Origin of the sequence: Sphingobacterium faecale, from assembly GCF_016746095.1 — a bacterium.
GTDB classification, from domain to species: Bacteria; Bacteroidota; Bacteroidia; order Sphingobacteriales; family Sphingobacteriaceae; genus Sphingobacterium; species Sphingobacterium faecale.
Map to the genome: position 1 here is coordinate 315,115 of NZ_JAERTY010000004.1, position 20,527 is coordinate 335,641.

Consider the following 20,527-nt stretch of genomic DNA (forward strand, 5'->3'; position numbering starts at 1 on the left):
GTTAATAAATATAGTTACATCTATTCAGGCCAATCTTGGCCTATCACCTTACCTTGTATGCAAACAAAACGAACTATAATCATCTCCAATCGATTACCTATACGTATCGAAAAACAGGATGGTAAACTACTTTTTATTCCCAGCGAAGGCGGTCTCGCCACAGGTCTCGGCTCTTACTATAAAAAAGGCGGAAGTATCTGGGTCGGCTGGCCAGGGTATATCCCGGAGACTACGGAAGAAGAACAGCTCATTCGGGAAGAACTGGCCAGACATAACCTCATCCCGGTTTTCCTGAGTGCCCAAGAACTGGAAGACTACTATGAAGGCTTTTCGAATGAAATATTATGGCCCATCTGTCATTACAGATTATCCTACGCTGTATTTGACAAGTCCTATTGGGCGGCCTATCAACAAGTCAATCAAAAATTCTGCGATGCTACGCTAGCACAGCATATCACCGAAAAAGATGAGATATGGGTCCATGATTATCAACTGATGCTGCTTCCACAATTATTACGACAGCAGAACAATTACCTGACCATTGGCTACTTTCAGCATATCCCCTTTCCTGCCGATGAGATTTTCAGATGTATCCCCTGGCGCAATGAATTACTAAAAGGTCTGTTGGGGGCCGACCTTATCGCCTTCCATACCTATCATGATGCCCAACATTTTCTAAATTCCTGCTTAAATATTCTCCATCTCTCACCCAAAAACAACAGCGTACGCTGCCGGGACCGTAGAGTACATGTAGAGGTATTCCCGATGGGCATCGATTTTGAAAAATTTGAGCAGCTGTCCAAGTCTGCCGATGTGCTTTCTAGAGTACAGGCACTACAGGAGCAGTATCAAAATCGAAAAATCATTCTTTCCATCGATCGATTGGATTACAGCAAGGGGATTCTGGAACGGCTCGCCGCCTACGAAAATCTCCTACAGACCTATCCTGAATTAAGGAACCGCGTGGTTTTATACATGCTTGTCGTACCTTCGCGCGACAATGTCGCCCAATACAAGCTATTGCGCGACGAGATCGACCGTATGGTGGGGCATATCAATGCGGTATACGGTTCGGACGAATGGATCCCTATTACCTACTTCTACAACTCGCTATCTATTGAAGACCTCTCTGCCCTATACGTTGCGGCAGACATCTGTCTGGTTACCTCCCTACGCGATGGTATGAACCTGGTCTGCAAAGAATATATCGCCAGCAAATCCCAACAACAGGATGGTGTACTTATTCTCAGCGAATTTGCAGGCGCCGCCAAAGAGCTTCCGGAAACGATACAAATCAATCCCTATTCCATCGACGACATTACAGAAGCAATACACCTTGCCCTCTATATGCCCAGAAGAGAACAGCAGCAACGGATGAAAAGCAACATTACACTGGTCAAAAAATTTAATATCTCCCATTGGGTAAAGTTATTTTTCAACCGCCTACATGAAATCAAGCGCGAGCAAAAAGCCCATGCCAGCAGAAAGCTACAGGGCGCTACCCTTAAAAAGATTACAGACAAACTCGCCCAATCCACAAGAAGACTCCTATTTCTCGACTACGATGGTACCTTGGTCGGATTCCAAAAAGAGGCCAATGCAGCGCGTCCAACTGCGGCAGTACTCCAGGTTCTGGCCGATCTGCAAAGTGATACCGCAAATCAGATTACCATCATCAGTGGCCGTCCGCATACGGATTTACGCAAGTGGTTTGGCAATACCGACTACTTCCTTATTGGCGAGCACGGTGCCTGGAGCAATTTTCCTGATGGGCAGTGGCGCGATAAACCTGATATGCCTACTGCCTGGAAAACCCCGGTGCGCCGTATCATGTCTAAATTTACAAATCGTACACCAGGAGCAAATATAGAAGAAAAAAACTACTCCCTGGCCTGGCACTACCGAAAGGTGCATACCGGACTAGGTCTTATGCGCGCTCAGGAACTAGCAGATGCCCTACGCTACCTGCTACCGCAGTATGGTCTCCAGCTACTCCTAGGCGATAAAGTAATTGAAGTCAAAATCAATGTACTGAACAAAGGAAAAGCCGCATTAGAGATTGTAGAACAGTACAAGCCCGATTTTATATTCGCCATGGGTGACGATTCCACCGATGAAGACATGTTTTTCGAATTGCAGGATTCGGCCGTAACCGTCAAAGTCGGCAACAAACAGACACTGGCACAGTACTACATCGAAAACCAAGTGGACGTACTTACGCTGCTCCAGCAGCTCCGTGGATAAAAAGACAAAAACAATGACCTCTCAACAGGCCTTTGATTATTAAGGCCTGTAATACTTAAACTAGACAATATGACAAAACAGAAGCATCTTTACAACAGCGGAATTATCGGAAACTGTGCCTATATCGCACATGTAGGCAAAGACAGCAATATCAATTGGTTATGCTGGCCGTCTTTCGAAGACTCCTTTGTATTTGGTACACTACTGGATGAACATAAAGGAGGACGCTTTAGTATTACTCCTCCTGGAGATATCCTACATTCGAGCCAACATTATATCGAGAATACAAACATCCTATGCACAACAATAGAAAGTGCCGAAGGAAGCTACCGTATCACCGACTTCGCCCCCCGCTTTGAGCAGTACGAACGCTATTACAAACCACTGGTCTTAATCCGCAAGATAGAACCTATCTCAGGCCACCCCAAAGTGCGCGTAGTCTGTGATCCCAAATACCACTATGGTGAAGCTTTCTTTCAAAAAAGTAGAGGGAGCAACCATATTCAGTTTGAATGTGGCGAAGTCAAGATGCGCCTGGCAACCAATATGCCCATCAGTCATTTCTTCAACGACGTAAGCTATCTGATTAATAAACCCGTCTATTTAATCCTGACATTTAGCAATGCCTTTGAGGCGCCTATCGCGCGTACGGCCGAAGATTTCCTGACCCGTACCCGTCAATATTGGCACCGCTGGGTGAAAAACGCTTCTATTCCGGCCTTCTATCAAAAGGAAGTAATACGCTCTGCACTCGCCCTTAAACTGCATCAATATGAGGATACTGGTGCTATAATCGCCGCCAGCACCACCAGTCTGCCGGAGCATCCCGGTGCGGGGCGTAACTGGGATTATAGGTTCTGCTGGGTCCGGGACAGTTACTACGTACTTACGGCATTGAGCCATATCGGTCATTTCGAAGAGATGGAACGCTATGCTTCCTATATCGCCAATATCACCCAGTCGGATCCCGGCCGGCTACAACCGCTATATGGTATCCTGGGCCAGTCCGATCTCGAAGAGAAAATACTGGATTCCCTTAGCGGATACCTCGGCAATCAACCCATCCGCATAGGCAATCAAGCCTCTGAGCACATCCAAAACGATGTATACGGGCAGGCCATGATAGCCTTACTTCCCCTATTTACCGATCATCGCTTCCGCCACCAAAACACCGGTTTTGCAGCCGAATGGACACGTTTTATACTCCGCAAGATGGAACTCACCATTGATGAGAAAGATGCCGGTATCTGGGAGTTCCGGAATATGGAAAAACGGCACTGCTATTCCAACCTCTTTCAGTGGGCAGGCGCCACAGCAGCTTTGAAAATAGCACGGCAATATGACCTAGAAGACATCAGTAGGCAGGCCAATGTAATTCGCAACAAAGCCGCACAGCATATCGAGAGCTGCTATGACCCAGAGCGTATGGTTTATACCAATGCCCATGAGAGCACAGATCTCGATGCCTCGACCTTACAGCTTATTATGATGGGCTACCTTGATCCCAACTCGGAAAAAGCCAAAGAACATCTCAAACAATTAGAAAAAGTATTGAAAGGCGATCAGGGATTATTCTACCGCTACCTTCACAAAGATGACTTTGGACGTCCACGGTCTACCTTTCTGGTCTGTGCATTTTGGTACGTCGAAGCATTAGCCTGTGTCGGCAGACTCGATGAAGCCCAAGAAGTGTTCAAGCAGTTGCTATCCTTTGCCAATCACCTGATGCTATTCAGTGAAGACGTCGATGACTACGATGGTAGCCAATGGGGTAATTTCCCGCAGGCCTACAGCCACGTCGGACTGGTCAACGCCGCCTATCGCATTGCTATCAAGCTTGATAGCCCTACTTTTTTCGACAACACCAACAGTTAGTGCGAATTTGCATCGCTCTCTGTTATTACGGTTTCTACGTCACGACTGCGAAAAATACGCAGTTCCAAAAGCGTACATTTTGAGATTAAAACAAGTATTCTGCACTGCCATTTAGGTCTGTTTTTTGAAGTTAGTATAGCATAAACAACTCAACATACTATTATGGATATACAAGATTTGAAAATTACCGCAGGACAGATGAGAAGCTTGATCATTGCCATGATCAATGTAGACACACAAAATAATAAGAGCATGACAAAGAACCATGGAAAACAGATAAAAGACGATGCCAAATACGAAGCATTACGTCGTGAAGGAGCCAGCAAAGAAAAAGCTGCCCGCATTGCCAATTCGCCCGGTGCCAGTAAAAGAGGAGGAAAAAGTAGCCCAATGGAAGAACGTACCAAAAAAGAACTCTTAGAAGAAGCTAAAAAAATCGGTATCACCGGACGGCATGATATGGACAAAACAACATTGATCAATGCCATCCGAAACCACTAATTGCTCCACAGCAGACAAAGCTATTGTAGCGAAACAGGCCCTGCAAGAAGCAGGGCTTCGCTATATAACATGCGATGGCAAAGGCTACTCCCGCGTAAGACATGGTTCTGGTTTCGCCTATATGGACCTTCAGGGCAGGCCCTTAAAAAACGAAAAGATACTTCAGCGTATCCAGGCATTAGTCATCCCGCCTGCCTGGCAAGACGTCTGGATATGCTCCCTACCCAACGGCCATATCCAGGCTACCGGATTGGACGCACGCGGACGAAAACAATACCGATACCATCCACAGTGGGTTGCCCTGCGCAACAAAACAAAGTTTAATAGCTTACAGGCTTTTGGGCGAAGATTATCCAATCTCGACAGACGTATTTTAAAGGATCTTAAGCAGCCTGAATTATCGAAAACACATGTCTGTGCATTGGCTTTGGCCATTATGAGCAAGACCTACTTTCGTGTAGGTAATGACATCTATGAGAAGGAAAACAAATCATATGGTCTCACCACCCTTCGGAACCGGCACTTAAAACAGGTTTCTTCACAGAAAGTCTTTTTTAAGTTTGTTGGCAAAAAAGGAATCCAGCAACAAAGCTACCTCAGAGAAAAATCATTAATCAACCAACTTAATAAAGTGAAAGAAATCCCTGGACAGCGTCTCTTTCAATATTATGATGTGAATAAGAGAGCCACTCCTTTAGATTCTGGAGACCTGAACCAATATATCAAAGAGGTTATGGGTGAAGATTTTACCTGCAAGACCCTGCGTACCTGGTATGCCAGCATACTTGCACTGTATTACCTCCGTCAAATAACAACAGCACCCACAAACCAGAAAAATCGAAAGCACCTGCTCCTGGCCGTGATTGATGCTGTAGCTGAGCAGCTTGGGAATACACGAGCGATCACCCGAAGTCATTACATCCATCCCTATATTCTAGAAACCTACCTGTCAGGAAAACTCGATTCCTGGATTTACCGCACGAACAAGCGCCCTCTGGCTCCTACTTCCGACCCCTCTTATAAACGAAAACTCTTACAACTACTACAAGATTCGGCCCAGGTTCAGTAGCAGAGTCTGCATCATATTACAGACTATCTTTTAGCGTATCCGTACTATCCTGGTCGGCGGAATCTAAGGTTCCATACCTTAATTCATCTGTCGGATTCAGGTTATACCTCGACTTATCTGACTCCGTCACCGGCCCTGGCTTACCGCTAGTATCTTTTTGTGGGCCTTTACAGCCGGTCATCCATATAACACTGGTTATTGTGATGAGAAAGTATCTGTTTATTTTCTTCATGATCTTTTCCTTTTATTTACAAATACAAACAGTTCAAAAGGCCTTTAGTTGGATTCAATAGGCTAATTCGGGTAGTTATACGCCTCTCCCTGTAGTGATAAATACCTGATACCCTAGAATCTACTTTTTTATGAACCAATCCTACCTACAGCTGTTCGCAGTTTAAGTAATCCTATTTTTTACATAAAAAAAGAAAAGCTATGGAAGAAAAAATGAGAGAATGTATAGAAAAATGCTTGGAGTGCGCCAATGCCTGCATGCACTGCGCCACATCTTGCCTAAAAGAATCAGAAGTCAATATGCTACGTGACTGTATACGCTTAGATTTAGAATGTGCTACACTATGCAACACTACTGCCAAGCTTATGCAACTAGAAAGCAGCTATTCAAATACCATAGCCGAGCTCTGTGCACAGCTATGTAATGCCTGTGCTGAGGAGTGCGAAAAACATGCCGCGCATGGCATGGAGCACTGTGCCCAATGCGCACGTATGTGTCGGGAATGCGCAGACCTATGCATGTCAATGAGTACTGCAGCATAATACATCCTACAATCCTATTGAAGTAAATTTGCTAGTGCGACCACATGGCTACTTTAATAGGATTTCTTTTGTATTCCCGATATAAAATCGAGCCAAATAACAGATCAGGAGATAGCTAGAGGTTACCTTACAGCGCAAGAAGAAGATTAGCTCCCCTGCCATAGGGTTTAGGGTTTAACCTTTGCAAGTGGATTAGGATACTGTTTTCTTACTTTGCGTATCTCTTGTTGCAGGTTAAACAATTCGGGCAACGCTTTGAATGAAAAATAAGAGATATCCTCCGAAGCCGCATCCTGCACCAGTTGCGTATAGAAGGTAATACTTTTGTTAATATGATCCTCACAGACTTCGAGATAGGCCCCCTCTTTTTGGGGATCATAGCCTTCAAATCCCTTCTGCAAGCGGCCGTACAGTAATTCAAACTCCGACTCTGCCAACTGCAGATTCTTACCTGTACAGAGTTCTACCGCATCCGGCTGTGTAGCGGTATAATATGACTTAATCCTACTACACAGTTCCCTAATCTTTTTGTCCTTGCTATGGTTATAAAAAAGCTCCGCCATTCCCAATCCTTCGGTCCGCATAAATACAATATTGCGGATCACCCTACCCTCCACCTGCTCATTTTGCGCTTCAGTGCGTGGTATTGGGACTATAAAAAGAAAAAAGAGTACGAAAGCCTGAATATACATAATTAGTTGTTATCTATTTCTTTAGTAACAAATGACGTACCGTATTGTTCAGCACAATGGTGCTATATATAACTACCCGTATTTTGTGAACAAAAAATGACATAAATACCTATGAAAGAACGCTTCAGCGAGCGATAGTGATTCTAACAACGGGTATTTTTCTCCAGCCTTGCCGTATATATATCCTTTTTGACAGTGCGAATACCCAAACGCATCAAATCGGATACTTCTTGCACTTTTTTTGTAACAGATCTGGTACATCTAAAAACAACTTCAACATGGAAAACAAAGATTTAAATTTACAGCTCAATGAATACCGTTCGGTATTGAAGAATCTTGCTTACAAGTTTACCAATGATCCGGAAGACATCCAGGACTTGGTACAGGAAACCCTGCTTCGCGCATTAAAGTACATTGATCAGTTTTTTCACAACCCCCGCGTAGTTTCTTGGTTGTTTGTTATCATGAAGAATATATACATCAACCATTACCGTCACCGTAAGCAGAAATACCGCTATGAAAACCACAAGGCAAATGAATATCAAGATCTGGGTTGTCATGAGCCCTTTACCGAAAACACCGTCGAAAAAAGCCTCGCTCTAAAGGATGTAAAACAGGCTTTAACCCAGTTACCAAAAGAGCACAAAGAGATGTTCGACCATTATATCAATGGGTATAAGTACAAAGAACTCTCGGATCTCTATGGTATCCCGGAGGGTACGATCAAATCCAGAATCTTCCTCATACGAAAAGGACTGCAGAAGCAGTTTCCACAATACATATAATTCCTTCAACACCTTCACAAACGGTGAAATACGGGTGGACCAAAACCAACCTGTATTTCACTTGTTCAACTAGCATACTAAACAGCATATATTATGAGAGCCATATGGACAGGAGCTATCGGTTTTGGTTTGGTCAACATACCCATTAAAATATACAGTGCTACACAGAGCAGTTCATTAGATCTGGATATGTTGGATCGGAAAGACAAGTCAAACATTAAGTACAAACGTGTCAATGAAACCACAGGCAAGGAAGTCAGCTGGAACAATATCGTGAAAGGCTATTTACTTAACGAACAGTATATTGTGCTGGAAAGGGCAGATTTCGAGGAAGCAAGTCCCGAAAAGAACAAAATGATCAATCTGCATTCCTTTGTCAAAACCGAAGAAATAGACAGCATTTACTTTGAGACGCCCTATTATCTTGAGCCCGCTAAAGGAGGTGAAAAAGCCTATGATCTTCTTCTAAAAGCATTAACAAAAAGTAAGACCGCAGGTCTGGGGTCCTTTGTCATGCGTAACGTCGAAAATCTTGCTTTGGTCAAGCCTCATGGGAATTCCCTATTGCTCAACAAGCTTCGGTTTGAAGAAGAGATCCGCGACAGCGAAGAGCTGCGCCTACCCCAGAATACGAAAATCAAAAAAGAAGAGATGGATATGGCTCTTCAACTGATAAAACAACATTCCCAACCTTTTGACATCTCGAAATACAAGAACGAATATACCGCAGAATTACTCAAGATCATCAAGCAGAAAGCCAAAGGGAAACATACCTCTATCCGTAAGATAAACGTAGAGCACACGAAATCTAGTGATCTCCTGGCCAAGTTAAAAGCCAGCTTAGCCTAAGCTCACAGCCTAGCGAGTGCCTGCTTGATATTAACGGGCTTATCCCAGATTGCCTCCCAGGGATCTTTCTTATCTTTGACACGCTTTAGCATACTCCGGATATTAAAATCCCGGATCTGTAGCCCTACCTTAAGTTCTTCCCAAAATAAGGGGGCACTTGCTGTAGCTCCTTCCTTAGGCCGCAACGAATAGGGTGCAGCAATAGTCTGCCCCCTTCTATTTTGTAAAAAATCCAAATAAATCAGCCCCTTTCGCTTTTTGGGATCTCGTACGATACTGGTCGTTTCCTGATGCCGCTCATGGAGTATGGATGCCAATAACTGTATAAAATCGCGTACGATATCGTAATCATACTTCGCCATTACATACAGGTAGATATGTAATCCTGTCGATCCAGAAGTTTTCAGAAATGCGGGTACACCTATCTTATCCAATAGCTTTTTAGCATCTTGAGCGATACGGACGACCTCATCAAAGTCTGCTCCATTAGGATCCAGGTCCAGCACCGCGAAATCGGGCTTCTCCGGCTTTTTATAAGTGGCCAACCAAGGATTTATTTCTATAGATCCCAGATTAGCGATATACAACAACGTCTGTTTGTCATTACAGACGATATAATCGATTTCTTTACCGGTACTTTCTGCATGGACAGGTACTGTTTTGATCCATTCCGGTATCTTGTCAGGATCCACATCCTTCTGAAAAAAACCATCCTTCTCGATGCCATTCGGGAAGCGGTGCAGAGAGATCGGTTTGTCTTTGAGATAGGGCATTATCCAATCCGCCATCTCTTCATAATAGGCGATCATCTGCCCTTTCACATAATTTTCCTTAGGCCAGTAGACCTTATCCAGGTTGGTCAGTTCTACAGTCTTGCCTCCGATTTTAAGTGTCTCTTCTTTTCTGTCTATATCCATAGCTTCTTCCGTTTTGATCTCCTTTGCTTTCTTATCTTCCCGTAGCATCTTGAATACGGGGTGCCTTAAATGTCCTTCTTTTGTCCATTCCGAATAGTATACCTCCGCTATCAATATCGGTTTTAGCCAGATCACCTCCTTCTCCTTAGCCACCTTTGTCCCTCGGGCAAATGGCTTTCTTCCATTCTCCAACCGTTGCATCGTTGTATAGAGCGACTGCAGTAAAGCATCGCTAAATCCAGTTCCACAGTTGCCAATATAAACCAGTTGATCTTCCTTATAGAGGCCCAGCACCAATGCGCCGAAAAAGTCCCGACTCCCTTGAGGACGGGTATAACCGCAAATAATCACCTCCTGACTATGCCTCAGTTTGTATTTTACCCAACTTGTACTCCGCGTTCCTTCGAGGTAACGGCTATCCTTTTCTTTGGCCACTATACCTTCCCAGTTGTTATCCTTTGCAATCTGCTGTACCTCTACGCTATTCCCCTTCAGTGACTCTACTTTCTGTATAACCTTCACTCCATCCATCCGTTTAAGCAGTAGATTTAGTAAATCTCTACGCTCTTCCAAGCCATAGGCAGTCACTTCTTCTTTCTCCAAGCGCAGGATATCAAATACATAATAATGTAACTCCAGTGCACTAGGGATAGGCTCCCCACTGGCTATCAGCTGAAAGTGGGCTTTTTTGTCCTTATCTTCGATCACCAATTCCCCATCCAAGCAAACATCCCGATCCAACCCATCAATTTCCTCTACTAATGATGGAAATAGATGGTTCATCAGCTTCCCATTACGGGAGTAAAGATGCGTGCCTTGGCTATCATGTACCGCCAGTACCCGGAACCCATCATATTTTTTTTCATACAGCCAATCCCCTCCCTCCGGCAGTTTCTCAACCAGCTTGGTCAACATCGGTTTTGGAGGAGGCCCACTCTTGAATGCCAGTCCAGCGCTTTTTACCGGTTCAACTACCCTATCTTCACTATTATACGGCTTATCTGTAGCGTATTTATCCTGATGCTTGATCAGCAACCATGCTTTTTCATCGCCTCCTTTCATACGTACCAAAGCAAACTCACCACGTAAAATATGACCCCATAGTTTAAACTTAATTGAGCCCTTTTCCCAATTTTTCAAAAAATCCCTTTCATTTTCCGCATCTGTAAACTCATAGTAGCCCGAATCAAAAATATGCACTGTACCAGCTCCATAATTTCCCTTAGGAATATTTCCTTCAAAAGAGGCATAATCTACAGGGTGATCCTCCACCTGCATGGCAAGGCGCTTATCCTTTGGATACAGTGATGGTCCCTTCGGCACCGCCCAACTTTTCAGAACACCATCCAACTCCAATCTGAAATCATAATGTAGCCGTGAGGCATGATGACGTTGTACCACGAAGCGCAATTTATGTTTAGCTTGCTTTTTTAAAGGGCTCTTTCCCTGAGGTTCATCCGTCTTTTCAAAATTTCTCTTTCTTGTATATGTCTCTAATTTGGCCATGCTGTCAGTCTTTATGTTAAGTGCTGAACACTTAAAGATGCCTAAGGTTCATAAAAACAACAAACTAAATGCGATACAACAAGCCTTTAACACGTACTTATCGCTCACATTTACGTATTTCATCCCACAACTTCTTACTGACCTAACCGTTCATGGCGTATAACATTAAATAGAAACATAATGCGAACACCTATTCCCGAACAGATTGAAGGCAAGGCCTTAGACTGTTTTAAGACCATAGATTTCCCGAGCTTACAGGATTCAGAACGTTTTTTCGAGCAAGCAAAAACCAAAATGCTCGATATCAACAACTGGCATCAGATTACCGGTAGACCGTCTGCCGAATTTCAGATTATGGATTCCTTCGGCCTCCCCTTGGACCGGACCGTCGAAAGAGGAGACTATATACGTATTGACATTCCAGGGCCGAGTCTACCTTCAGCCGATGGCTACGATTGGGTACAGGTAGAAAGCATAGACAAGCAGAGCGAAGAACAAAACCAGCGCCTTACTCTTACTTTAAGGCCTAGTCCTGATCCCACAAATGAGCATACCGATACCGCACATTTTTTTAAGTGTCTTGCTACTTCGTCTATTTTATTAGAACAGACAGGCAAACGTATTTTCATTCATTACGCCGGACGCAATGAAATCATAAATACCGACAACAGCTCCATCCTTGACAATTTCAGAAATTTCATGGTAGGACTAGGTGCCAAAATGGGTGCTTCTTTCCCACAATGGCAAGCATTGGTCGATGGATTGGGCAACAGTAGGACAATGAATAGTAATTAATTTAAAATTTTTAAAACAATAGAACACATGAAAAACGAGAAAAACAACAAAACAACAACGGAAAAAGAGCAAGAGTACAAAGACCGCAATCAGAAGACCAAGGTAGAGGATAATACAGGCAAGCGTCCAGAAAAAGATACTAATCCACTTCCTCCTAATCCGAATCAGGTAGACAACCACGAGGAATAAAAAAAGCGTGCCGGTATTATCCGACACGCTTCCCATTATAACAGCTATACTCGGAACCTAGGTTCCTTTTTCTTTATGCCGCTTTTCGAGCGGTCTATCCGTTGGATCGTTGGGCATATCATTGAGTTGTTCGTCTTGGGGATCCACTCCTGCTTCTGCATCACCGTCATGTTTGGCATCTACACCCTCCAGCACCTTCCCTTCACTGCTCAAGCGCACCTTTTTGGTTTTCTGCATCTTATTCCCTACCAATTTATTCTCATCTTTTGTCGCCATAGTCCTTACATTTTATTTATTCTTAACCCTACCTATGTTAAACTTCAATTTTCTTCTTTTACAGCTTTCGAACACATCAGCAAAACATTGGTTGCTTTAAATTGTTTTTCCAGTATTTATACGTTACACGATGTATCTTACACCTTTTAAGCGCTTTTTATACGTTAATAATCAAGCAAATGAACCATATTACCTATCGTACGTTTTTACTAAAACCTCCAGCTAGCCCCTCTGGGCGACTGGAACTTCATTAAAACAACTTTTCTATGAATATGATAATTTACTACGGCCTTAGCCTGTTATTCGCGACCAGCATATCGCTCCAATCCAATGTCAATCAGTTAAGAAAAAACTACCTTGCAGCGAGTCAGGAAGAATCCATCTGTAAGCAGGAAATAGAACGCATAAAAGATTCTTCCGGTGAATCTCCTATAGAAATGGCCTACCATGGAGCCTACCATATGCTATGGGCCCAATACCTTAGTGCACCACTGAGCAAACTCAACAGCTTTAAAAAAGGAAAAAAACTTATGGACAGCGCTTTACAAAAACGCTATGGAGATCCGGAGATCCACTTCTTACGCCTCACGATCCAACAACATGCACCTGGCATACTTAAATACAACACCAATATCCAAGAGGATGTGGATCAGATTACCCAGCATTGGGAATCTCTTCCCTCTGCACCATTAAAAAAACAGATAAAAGACTTTCTCGTCTCCAATCAGCTGCTTAATGAGGCGCAACAAAAAAATCTGCGCATCTAAAACTTATTATCTGTTAGCGTACGCTTTTTCCGCGGTAATGTACAATACCATCAAAACGCACTTGAGGTGATTCCGTCTGCAGCACATCATCTATGCGTAGCAATGGCGCATCTTCCGAACCAGTGACCTTACAATGCAGCATATAATCCTGTAGACTATCCGCTTTTTCAGGAAGCCAGTATGTTTCCGAATCCCGTGCCCCCACATAGGCTTTAAGAATATCATATCCTTCCATTTTGAGATTGACCAATAGGTCTCTAACACGTTTCTTAATCATATTTATCAGCTTAATTGTTACTTATAACAACAAGCCAACAGAGAAAGAGTTCATTGGGTTTTAACATTTTTTCACATTTACCGTTACCCTGTTATTTTCCTCTCGCATTATTAACTCTAGCATGCGATGTGAGTGCGAGGAGCACCGCGTTTCTTCGTTTCATTTTTTCTAAATTTAATGCTCATTTATGGACAAAAGCGGAGCTTTGCTGACATGCAATTGCTCCGCTTTTCTATTTAAATTAAAAGTACAGACTATATCAGGGCATGATAGGCGTAGGCGGTATCAGACTGTCAATACTATCTTTTGTCGATGTCGCCGACGTATCGATCGGACTATCGTAAGTATTATCCGGCATACGCTCACTTCTATCCGCACCCTCCGTTGTATTGTCCCTGTTTCCACATGCTGCTGTTCCTAAAACAACGAGCATAGTTATACTGAATAAGATCTGTTTCATAGCTTTATCGTTTATATATAAGTTTCTGTTTCTCCATAGCGAACAACACAATAGCTCCAGGGTTGAATCAAAGAGAAATTAGGGTGTTTTATACGGCTATCAGTAAGTATAAACACGCATCTTTCATATTGTTACGAACCAAGCCCCAAAAAAGAAGTTATTTAGTTCAAACGCCTTATACTACAGATAATGAAAGAGAAACAGAAAAGGAGCGATAAGGGTAAAAAAGAAGACAAGCATCCTTCTAAATCAAAGAACAGCAAACGGTTAGTACAGTTGTACCGAACCGGACTACGGGGCTATTCTCTAGTTGATGATCCTAGAGAAGGCAAATTTGAAAAGTGAATATAATAACCTATATTTAACGTTTGGAGGTCTCGCTATGAATAAAATATCAATGCGCTGCGAAGATGAACAGATTCATCTTTGTGGTCGAATTCAACAGTTTGGTTTTTTATTGGTATTCGATCCGGATCTCTCCTGCACGGCTGCAAGTGAGAACGTTGCAAAATGGTTAGACCTTTCGGCCCAGGATCTTTTAGGAACTCCCATTGCCGTCTGCTTGAACAAACTATCCTTAGCTCCGATCAATTTCCAACAACTCTTTTCCTCGTTCGAAAAAGACCCCTTATTCCGGGAGGTATCCGAAGTTACCATCCAAGGAACGCCCTTTTACCTAAGTATACATCAACGGGGGGAGTTACTTTATCTGGAGTTTGAGCAATGCAATCCTTCCAAACCTAGTAGCACTAAATTATACTCTCATGCACGTAGTTTAGATGCGGCCGGCGAAAACCTATGGTTTGCGCTATGCGAAAGCATCTACCATGTTATCGGCTTCGACCGTGTGATGATCTACAAATTTATGGATGATGGTAGCGGTCAGGTGATCGCCGAGAAAACTGCCGATGATATGAACTCTTTGCTAGGCTATCGCTACCCCGAATCCGATATTCCAGCACAGGCCCGACAGTTGTACAGCCAATTTATTGCGAGGCACACTGTAGACGTCAATGCTCCTACCTATCCTATTTTGGGCAGAGATACTGGCACACTCGATCTCGGGCGATGCAGCATCCGTGCACTATCCCCTATACACTTACAATACCTACGTAACGCAGAAGTAGAGGCCAGTGCCAGCTTTTCCATCTTAGTGGACGGACATCTATGGGGGCTGGTCACCTGCCAGCACCGTAAGCCCAGGATGATAGACCTCGGCCAGCGGCATCTCAGCGTATTCCTCGTACAATATACTGTAAATAGGTTTCTGGCCTATCAGCGCAATTTAGATTTACAATACAATAAGCGTATCAAAACCTTGGAACTGGATCTCAAGGAAAAACTACTGGTAAATCCGGATATCCGGACTGTACTGTGCGATCATGCGGACCCTATGTGTGAGATGGCCGGCGCGGATGGGCTGATCATCTATCATCCCGAAGGCACTTACCGCTACGGCTCATGCCCCGACCGGGAGCATTTCGAAAAGATACAGCAGATCATTAGCCAACGAGGTAAAAAAGAACTTGCTGCCTATCAGCAGATACAAGTAGACAATCAGGATGGACCTTTATTTCCGGGCGTAGCCAAGGTCGACATTTTAAATATTCCCCGACTGACCCTGTATTGGTTCCGTAAGGCTATTGAAGCCGAAGAAACATGGGCAGGCAATCCCGAGAAACACTACCGCTATGACACGAGTACGGGACTAAACTATCCCTCCCCACGTACTTCTTTCGAAGCCTGGAAACAGACAGCACAGGGCCAGTCCCCATCCTGGAAAAAACGGGAGCTGTTGTTTATGCGACGCATGCGTTATACCGTACAGGATGCAGTCATGAAGCGTATGTCAGAAATCCAGGTGCTCAATGAAAAACTCGTCGAACTGAACAGTACACTTGACACCTATAGCCATACCCTGAGCCATGACCTCAAAAATCCACTTTCGGCGATCAAATTGGCGGCCCAGATTATCCAACAACGCAATAACCTTCCAGACGAATTTCTAAAAAAAATAAGCGGCAACGTACTAGATGCCGTTCAGCTCATGTCTGATATGATGCAACGGATTTCGGAATTTTCAAAATCCAAAAGCTTCGACTTCACCCCACGTCTGGTCGACCCCGAAGTATTGATCCATAAAATCATTACAGATGGTAAAAAAGCTTATCCCAATACTGCGATGGATATTAAAATTGGCAGATTACACCCTTTTTTAGGTGAAACAAACCTGGTCTACCAGTTATTTTCCAATGTACTGACCAATGCCATCAAATACAGCAGTAGAAAACAACACCCCCAAGTACATATAGAAAGCCATAAAGGGGAAGGGCATATCACCTACCGCATCATCGATAATGGTATTGGTATTCCTGCAGATGAGTTGGATACTGTGTTCGAAATTTTCAAGCGGACGAGCAATGCCTTAGAATTTGAAGGCGCAGGTATAGGCTTATCCGTAGCCAAGCGTATCGCCGACCGGCTACAGGCACAGCTTCAGATCGAAAGCCATCTGGGCAAAGGCTCGCTGTTTATTTTAAAATTTAAAGACCTGCCGAAGGAATCTGAAGAAGGTACCGCACGAGAAAATCAAACTAGGAATAAGCAGTATCACAAAAACACGTTATAACACTCATTTACAACACCTTTCAAATATCCTATCCCCATAAACTTCACGCGATTGGCATGATTTGTGTCTTGTAAGAGATTGAGTTATACCCTATGCACTATGAAAAACATAAATCTGAATCTATTAGACGCCTTGGATCATTCCCCTTTAGCCACGGCTATCTATGATACAGCAGATTTACGGATTACCTACGCCAATGCGGCCATGCTGGATATGTGGCGCAGAGGTCCAGAGATATTAGGCCGATATTTTTCAGAGGTTTTTCCCGGTTTTACGGAAGAAGGATTTGCCAGCATCTTACAAAAGGTATGGCATACCGGTATCACGTACCGTGCGACAGATACACCGGCTGTGATCGTAGATGGAGATAGCAAATACATCCGTTATTTTGATTTTGAATACAAAGCGCTTGTCGATTCAGAAGGTGATACGTACGCCATCCTGCATACCGCTACGGATGTCACCAAACATCAGATTGCCACTAGCCAACTCCGCTTACGCGAGGAGCAATTGTCTTTCAACAACGATCTGGAAACACTCACCTACACCCTTTCCCATGACCTTAAAAATCCCCTATCCATTGCGAAAATGGGGATTAGTTTTTTAAAAAGCCAAAAAGATGTACTCGCCTTCCATAATCTACAGTGGTACGACACCATCGCCCAAGCGCTCAACAATGTCGAAAATATCGTCAATCAAACCGTACAGCTCAGCATAGCCCGTTCGATCGCCAATGTACAGGAGATGAACCAACTCGACGAGCGTATAGCCACATGGTGTCAAGAAGTCAAATTACTCTATCCCCAATTCAAGGGCAATATTTCCTTGGGACAACTCCTACCCCTATACGGTGATATCGGTGCAATCTATCAGATATTCATTAATACCATCAGCAACGCAGTCAAATATTCTACCTGCGTACAGCAGCCCAAAATCGAAATCTATAGTGAGCAGATTGACAAAGGCGTAGTTTATTTTATCCGAGACAATGGTATTGGTATTCCAGAGGATGAACTGGAGCAGATATTCTGTGTATATGGGCGTGGTAGCAATGCCACCAAACAGCAGGGTACCGGCATCGGACTCTGCTTGGTCAAACGTCTTCTCGAGCGGTACCGGGGCACCATCAATATCTCGAGCAAAGAAGGAAAGGGCACCCTAGTACGTCTTTTTTTTCCTGACCTGAGTGCCTTGGAGAATAATTAATCCTCGGTACTGAAGCTAATGATTTCCTGCGAATCCCGGTGTCTAAAGCTTAATGATAACCGCTCCTTATAACCGTGCAGTTTCTCATACGATGGATTTTCACTATACTGATTTTCCAAATCTCGTAGGACTTTTAATACCTGCCCGTCATCTGCATATTCCCCATACAACACCTCTGTATGAGTCAGCTTATCCGGTGCCTGCACACTTTTTATCACTTTAATATTCCGTTGATTGAGGACCTGTTCCATAAGGAGTAACGTATTATAAATAATAAATAGGCCACCCTGAATTCATCTTGTTCAAACAGCGTGTAAAACAATCTAATAGTGGAGAATCGTCATGCTGGGTGGCCTAATAGCTTGTTTATATTATTCTGCTTTCGAATTCAGATTAGTATCTGCCAAACTGGTCAGTAGTTCGTCGCATTTCTTCTCTTCCTTCAATGTCTGCAGCAATAGTTTCAGTGCTTTTTCCAGTTCCAATACCTTTGCAAATGCAGCCAGCGTACCATACGTTGCGATCTCGTAGTGCTCCACCTTCTGCGCTGCTGCAATGATGCCGGCATCACGCACAGCCCCTACCTCCGTTTCCTCCATGATACTCTTTCCCTCGTCAATCAGCCCGGCCATAGCATCACATTTCTCTGCTTTTGCCTTTTGTCCCATACTCTCAAAACATTGCTCCAAGCGCTGTACATGCATCTCCGTCTCTTCGATATGCTGCGTAATTGCCTTTTTCAATCGCTCGGAAGTTGCATTTTTCTCCATTTTAGGCAATGCTTTCAACAGTTCTTTCTCGGCCCAGAATATATCCTTCAGTCCATCTTCAAATAAGTCCTGTAAGCTCTTTGCCGCGCCTGATTTTGCTTTTTCCTTTTGTCCCTCTTTCATTGGAGCATTTTTACCAGTTGCAGTACTTGCCGTTGTCTTTGCTTTAGTGTCTGCACTCTTAGTCCCAGTCTTGGTTTGAGTTTTTGTCGGGGTCTTTGTTGTCGTAGCCATAGTTCTCAATTTTTAAATATTTAATGCTTATAATTAGTTGGAGAACACCCAACAGTCCACGGCGTTGAGCCAGACCGGCGCAAATCCGTATTATTTACGACAGATTACGTACAAACACCTACACCTCATCCCGTTTGCCCTTTTCCTTATCACCTTCAGTCAAAGGCGCTGGCGGTACCACACGCACTTCCCGTTCTATTTCTCTCACCTCTACATAAACCGCAAATTCCGAAGGCTCTATGGGTGTTCCTTTGCAGATCGCATATTCCCGGGTATATACTGCACCAAAATAGAGAATCGCTGAGGTATAATACACCCATAGCAAAATCAGCACAATCGCACTGGCTGTACCGTATGTACTTTCCGTATCCGAATTTCCGATATACAGACCGATAAGGAAATGGCCGATAACAAAGAGAACAGCCGTAAATAAGGCACCCGAACGAACCGTCCGCCACTTGATATTCACATCCGGCAACACCTTAAATACGATACAGAACATGAGGAATATAATGCCAAAAGACACCAGGAAATTAATCCCATTAAACAATTGTACCGAAGTATCCGGAAAGAAATGCTGCAAGCGGTCGGTCAATGCCATCACGATACCATTGACGATCAGCGTCACCACCAGTAAAAAGCCAAGTCCGATGACCAGTGAGGAGGATAGCAAGCGGTCCTTTACAATCTTCAGCCATCCTTTTTTGACTTTTGGTCGCACATGCCAGATATTGTTAATGGAATTCTGGATATCGCCAAATACCGTTGTAGCCCCTATCAATAGGGTGACCACACTGATGATCAGCGCCATATTCGACTTACCGGAGAGTGACAGGTTCTTGATAATATCCTGCACCTGTAGGGCGACACTACTCCCGATCAGCCCCCTGAGCTCCGTAAATACCTTTCCCTGAATCGCTTCCTCGCCCAAAAATATACCGGCTAGCGAAATCATCAGCACTAAAATCGGTCCGACGGAAAAGACCGTATAATACGCTAGAGAAGCGCTGTACTTTAAAGCCGACTCGTTCATAAATCCCAGTACGGTATTCTTCAATATTGTAAAATGTGTCTTGATTATATTTTTCTGTTCTTTTGCCATAATTATCCCAGGTGTGTCATTTACAGAACCACTAAAGGTCCTGAATAGTTCACAAACAATTAAAAACTATCGACGAGGTACCAGCTCAGTATAAAACCGATCACTGCAATCAATATCGCTATAACACTGATAATAGAGGAAATGGGCACAAATTCTCCTTCTTCTATCTGCTTTCCGATCTTTCGGTATTTGAGGTAAGCCAACAATGCGGTGACGGCTCCGATGATTACGATTGCCGTACCGACCTCGCTGGAGTACCCGTGAGATTCTGGCTCACTCGTCTGCGGACTCAGCATAGCCGTAATCTGCCGCATGAACAGTGAAAATTTAACGACTACAAATCCGAAACCCATTATTCCTAAACTGGTCCGTATCCAGGATAAAAATGTTCTTTCATTGGCTAGGTGATCGTTTACTTTCTTAGAACTATCCGTATTTGTCATACATTTTCAGAATTGCTTGTTTTTTATAGATGAAACCGTTTAATGAACATATAATGTTACATTAAGTTTTCAAAACGTTTATACTGGCCAACTGTTAAGAAATTATAAACTGACAGGAACTACATACTAGATCCTATACTAAATCGTTTATAATTATAAAAAATGTA

Annotated in this window: 23 protein-coding genes; 13 read left to right on the forward strand and 10 right to left on the reverse strand. The window is 43.6% G+C overall.

Annotation, left to right across the window (positions count from 1 at the left end; all coding sequences use genetic code 11):
* The first annotated feature begins 57 nt into the window (after positions 1-57).
* The 4 genes from JKG61_RS09330 to JKG61_RS09345 all read left to right on the forward strand — a co-directional run bounded on the left by JKG61_RS09330 (position 58) and on the right by JKG61_RS09345 (position 5,689).
* On the forward strand, positions 58-2,244 hold the full coding sequence (locus JKG61_RS09330) for a bifunctional alpha,alpha-trehalose-phosphate synthase (UDP-forming)/trehalose-phosphatase (RefSeq protein ID WP_202102701.1): 2,187 nt from the start codon (positions 58-60) through the stop codon (positions 2,242-2,244).
* 69 nt (positions 2,245-2,313) lie between these two features.
* Positions 2,314-4,119 (forward strand): glycoside hydrolase family 15 protein, encoded by a 1,806-nt coding sequence (locus JKG61_RS09335; RefSeq protein ID WP_202102702.1) that lies wholly within the window; start codon positions 2,314-2,316, stop codon positions 4,117-4,119.
* Between the two features lie 162 nt (positions 4,120-4,281).
* Entirely contained in the window at positions 4,282-4,620 is a 339-nt protein-coding gene (locus tag JKG61_RS09340; RefSeq protein WP_237249423.1) for a DUF7218 family protein, read from the forward strand.
* On the forward strand, positions 4,601-5,689 hold the full coding sequence (locus tag JKG61_RS09345) for a DNA topoisomerase IB (RefSeq protein WP_202102703.1): 1,089 nt from the start codon (positions 4,601-4,603) through the stop codon (positions 5,687-5,689). The genes JKG61_RS09340 and JKG61_RS09345 overlap by 20 nt, the downstream gene beginning before the upstream one ends.
* 16 nt (positions 5,690-5,705) lie before the next feature.
* Here the strand turns inward: JKG61_RS09345 and JKG61_RS09350 are convergent, their stop codons facing one another.
* Complete coding sequence (locus tag JKG61_RS09350) at positions 5,706-5,921, reverse strand: hypothetical protein (RefSeq protein ID WP_202102704.1); 216 nt, start codon at positions 5,919-5,921, stop codon at positions 5,706-5,708.
* A 212-nt stretch (positions 5,922-6,133) separates the two neighbouring features.
* Between JKG61_RS09350 and JKG61_RS09355 the strand changes: the two genes are divergently transcribed.
* A complete protein-coding gene (locus JKG61_RS09355; RefSeq protein ID WP_237249424.1) occupies positions 6,134-6,463 on the forward strand; it encodes a four-helix bundle copper-binding protein in 330 nt (109 codons plus the stop codon).
* Between the two features lie 167 nt (positions 6,464-6,630).
* On the opposite strand, the gene JKG61_RS09360 is transcribed toward JKG61_RS09355, so the two are convergent.
* Entirely contained in the window at positions 6,631-7,155 is a 525-nt protein-coding gene (locus JKG61_RS09360) for a hypothetical protein (RefSeq protein WP_202102706.1), read from the reverse strand.
* A 278-nt stretch (positions 7,156-7,433) separates the two neighbouring features.
* Between JKG61_RS09360 and JKG61_RS09365 the strand changes: the two genes are divergently transcribed.
* Together JKG61_RS09365 and ku are read left to right on the forward strand one after the other, a co-directional pair.
* The gene (locus JKG61_RS09365) at positions 7,434-7,940 is read left to right on the forward strand and encodes an RNA polymerase sigma factor (protein WP_021072025.1); all 507 of its coding nucleotides are present in this window, start codon (positions 7,434-7,436) and stop codon (positions 7,938-7,940) included.
* Positions 7,941-8,033: 93 nt separating this feature from the next.
* Entirely contained in the window at positions 8,034-8,789 is a 756-nt protein-coding gene (ku, locus tag JKG61_RS09370; RefSeq protein WP_202102707.1) for a non-homologous end joining protein Ku, read from the forward strand.
* A 2-nt stretch (positions 8,790-8,791) separates the two neighbouring features.
* Here the strand turns inward: ku and ligD are convergent, their stop codons facing one another.
* Positions 8,792-11,212 (reverse strand): DNA ligase D, encoded by a 2,421-nt coding sequence (gene ligD / locus JKG61_RS09375; RefSeq protein WP_202102708.1) that lies wholly within the window; start codon positions 11,210-11,212, stop codon positions 8,792-8,794.
* Between the two features lie 180 nt (positions 11,213-11,392).
* On the opposite strand from ligD, the gene JKG61_RS09380 reads away from it, so the two are divergent.
* Positions 11,393-12,007 carry a hypothetical protein gene (locus JKG61_RS09380; protein ID WP_202102709.1) on the forward strand — a complete coding sequence of 205 codons (615 nt, stop codon included), beginning with the start codon at positions 11,393-11,395 and terminating at the stop codon, positions 12,005-12,007.
* A gap of 27 nt (positions 12,008-12,034) precedes the next feature.
* Positions 12,035-12,196, forward strand: coding sequence for a hypothetical protein (locus JKG61_RS09385; protein WP_021072029.1), 162 nt, complete (start codon positions 12,035-12,037; stop codon positions 12,194-12,196).
* A gap of 57 nt (positions 12,197-12,253) precedes the next feature.
* Here the strand turns inward: JKG61_RS09385 and JKG61_RS09390 are convergent, their stop codons facing one another.
* The gene (locus tag JKG61_RS09390; RefSeq protein WP_202102710.1) at positions 12,254-12,472 is read right to left on the reverse strand and encodes a hypothetical protein; all 219 of its coding nucleotides are present in this window, start codon (positions 12,470-12,472) and stop codon (positions 12,254-12,256) included.
* Positions 12,473-12,738: 266 nt separating this feature from the next.
* On the opposite strand from JKG61_RS09390, the gene JKG61_RS09395 reads away from it, so the two are divergent.
* A complete protein-coding gene (locus JKG61_RS09395; protein WP_202102711.1) occupies positions 12,739-13,239 on the forward strand; it encodes a hypothetical protein in 501 nt (166 codons plus the stop codon).
* 13 nt (positions 13,240-13,252) lie between these two features.
* Here JKG61_RS09395 and JKG61_RS09400 read toward each other — a convergent pair whose 3' ends face one another.
* Positions 13,253-13,516, reverse strand: a complete 264-nt coding sequence (locus JKG61_RS09400; RefSeq protein WP_202102712.1) for a hypothetical protein — start codon at positions 13,514-13,516, stop codon at positions 13,253-13,255.
* 259 nt (positions 13,517-13,775) lie between these two features.
* Positions 13,776-13,976 carry a hypothetical protein gene (locus JKG61_RS09405; RefSeq protein ID WP_202102713.1) on the reverse strand — a complete coding sequence of 67 codons (201 nt, stop codon included), beginning with the start codon at positions 13,974-13,976 and terminating at the stop codon, positions 13,776-13,778.
* A gap of 189 nt (positions 13,977-14,165) precedes the next feature.
* Between JKG61_RS09405 and JKG61_RS09410 the strand changes: the two genes are divergently transcribed.
* The 3 genes from JKG61_RS09410 to JKG61_RS09420 all read left to right on the forward strand — a co-directional run bounded on the left by JKG61_RS09410 (position 14,166) and on the right by JKG61_RS09420 (position 17,811).
* A complete protein-coding gene (locus JKG61_RS09410; RefSeq protein WP_202102714.1) occupies positions 14,166-14,321 on the forward strand; it encodes a hypothetical protein in 156 nt (51 codons plus the stop codon).
* A gap of 37 nt (positions 14,322-14,358) precedes the next feature.
* Positions 14,359-16,605 (forward strand): ATP-binding protein, encoded by a 2,247-nt coding sequence (locus JKG61_RS09415; protein WP_202102715.1) that lies wholly within the window; start codon positions 14,359-14,361, stop codon positions 16,603-16,605.
* Positions 16,606-16,704: 99 nt separating this feature from the next.
* A complete protein-coding gene (locus JKG61_RS09420; RefSeq protein WP_202102716.1) occupies positions 16,705-17,811 on the forward strand; it encodes a sensor histidine kinase in 1,107 nt (368 codons plus the stop codon).
* Here the strand turns inward: JKG61_RS09420 and JKG61_RS09425 are convergent.
* From JKG61_RS09425 to JKG61_RS09440, 4 genes are all read right to left on the reverse strand, one after another.
* On the reverse strand, positions 17,808-18,062 hold the full coding sequence (locus JKG61_RS09425; protein ID WP_202102717.1) for a hypothetical protein: 255 nt from the start codon (positions 18,060-18,062) through the stop codon (positions 17,808-17,810). The genes JKG61_RS09420 and JKG61_RS09425 overlap by 4 nt on opposite strands.
* 120 nt (positions 18,063-18,182) lie before the next feature.
* Entirely contained in the window at positions 18,183-18,815 is a 633-nt protein-coding gene (locus tag JKG61_RS09430) for a YciE/YciF ferroxidase family protein (RefSeq protein ID WP_202102718.1), read from the reverse strand.
* A 118-nt stretch (positions 18,816-18,933) separates the two neighbouring features.
* Positions 18,934-19,917, reverse strand: a complete 984-nt coding sequence (locus JKG61_RS09435) for a YihY/virulence factor BrkB family protein (protein WP_202102719.1) — start codon at positions 19,915-19,917, stop codon at positions 18,934-18,936.
* Between the two features lie 59 nt (positions 19,918-19,976).
* Entirely contained in the window at positions 19,977-20,360 is a 384-nt protein-coding gene (locus JKG61_RS09440; protein WP_202102720.1) for a YidH family protein, read from the reverse strand.
* Positions 20,361-20,527 lie beyond the last annotated feature (167 nt).

Bases quoted from the DNA above. Each gene is read 5' to 3' on its own strand.
- JKG61_RS09395 (WP_202102711.1), top strand. From the start codon at position 12,739: ATGAATATGATAATTTACTACGGCCTTAGCCTGTTATTCGCGACCAGC.
- JKG61_RS09335 (WP_202102702.1), top strand. From the start codon at position 2,314: ATGACAAAACAGAAGCATCTTTACAACAGCGGAATTATCGGAAACTGT.
- JKG61_RS09390 (WP_202102710.1), bottom strand. From the start codon at position 12,472: ATGGCGACAAAAGATGAGAATAAATTGGTAGGGAATAAGATGCAGAAA.
- JKG61_RS09340 (WP_237249423.1), top strand. From the start codon at position 4,282: ATGGATATACAAGATTTGAAAATTACCGCAGGACAGATGAGAAGCTTG.
- JKG61_RS09435 (WP_202102719.1), bottom strand. From the start codon at position 19,917: ATGGCAAAAGAACAGAAAAATATAATCAAGACACATTTTACAATATTG.
- ligD (WP_202102708.1), bottom strand. From the start codon at position 11,212: ATGGCCAAATTAGAGACATATACAAGAAAGAGAAATTTTGAAAAGACG.
- JKG61_RS09425 (WP_202102717.1), bottom strand. From the start codon at position 18,062: ATGGAACAGGTCCTCAATCAACGGAATATTAAAGTGATAAAAAGTGTG.
- JKG61_RS09365 (WP_021072025.1), top strand. From the start codon at position 7,434: ATGGAAAACAAAGATTTAAATTTACAGCTCAATGAATACCGTTCGGTA.
- JKG61_RS09385 (WP_021072029.1), top strand. From the start codon at position 12,035: ATGAAAAACGAGAAAAACAACAAAACAACAACGGAAAAAGAGCAAGAG.
- JKG61_RS09415 (WP_202102715.1), top strand. From the start codon at position 14,359: ATGAATAAAATATCAATGCGCTGCGAAGATGAACAGATTCATCTTTGT.
- JKG61_RS09410 (WP_202102714.1), top strand. From the start codon at position 14,166: ATGAAAGAGAAACAGAAAAGGAGCGATAAGGGTAAAAAAGAAGACAAG.
- JKG61_RS09420 (WP_202102716.1), top strand. From the start codon at position 16,705: ATGAAAAACATAAATCTGAATCTATTAGACGCCTTGGATCATTCCCCT.
- JKG61_RS09350 (WP_202102704.1), bottom strand. From the start codon at position 5,921: ATGAAGAAAATAAACAGATACTTTCTCATCACAATAACCAGTGTTATA.
- JKG61_RS09330 (WP_202102701.1), top strand. From the start codon at position 58: ATGCAAACAAAACGAACTATAATCATCTCCAATCGATTACCTATACGT.
- JKG61_RS09400 (WP_202102712.1), bottom strand. From the start codon at position 13,516: ATGATTAAGAAACGTGTTAGAGACCTATTGGTCAATCTCAAAATGGAA.
- JKG61_RS09430 (WP_202102718.1), bottom strand. From the start codon at position 18,815: ATGGCTACGACAACAAAGACCCCGACAAAAACTCAAACCAAGACTGGG.
- JKG61_RS09405 (WP_202102713.1), bottom strand. From the start codon at position 13,976: ATGAAACAGATCTTATTCAGTATAACTATGCTCGTTGTTTTAGGAACA.
- JKG61_RS09360 (WP_202102706.1), bottom strand. From the start codon at position 7,155: ATGTATATTCAGGCTTTCGTACTCTTTTTTCTTTTTATAGTCCCAATA.
- JKG61_RS09345 (WP_202102703.1), top strand. From the start codon at position 4,601: ATGCCATCCGAAACCACTAATTGCTCCACAGCAGACAAAGCTATTGTA.
- ku (WP_202102707.1), top strand. From the start codon at position 8,034: ATGAGAGCCATATGGACAGGAGCTATCGGTTTTGGTTTGGTCAACATA.
- JKG61_RS09355 (WP_237249424.1), top strand. From the start codon at position 6,134: ATGAGAGAATGTATAGAAAAATGCTTGGAGTGCGCCAATGCCTGCATG.
- JKG61_RS09380 (WP_202102709.1), top strand. From the start codon at position 11,393: ATGCGAACACCTATTCCCGAACAGATTGAAGGCAAGGCCTTAGACTGT.
- JKG61_RS09440 (WP_202102720.1), bottom strand. From the start codon at position 20,360: ATGACAAATACGGATAGTTCTAAGAAAGTAAACGATCACCTAGCCAAT.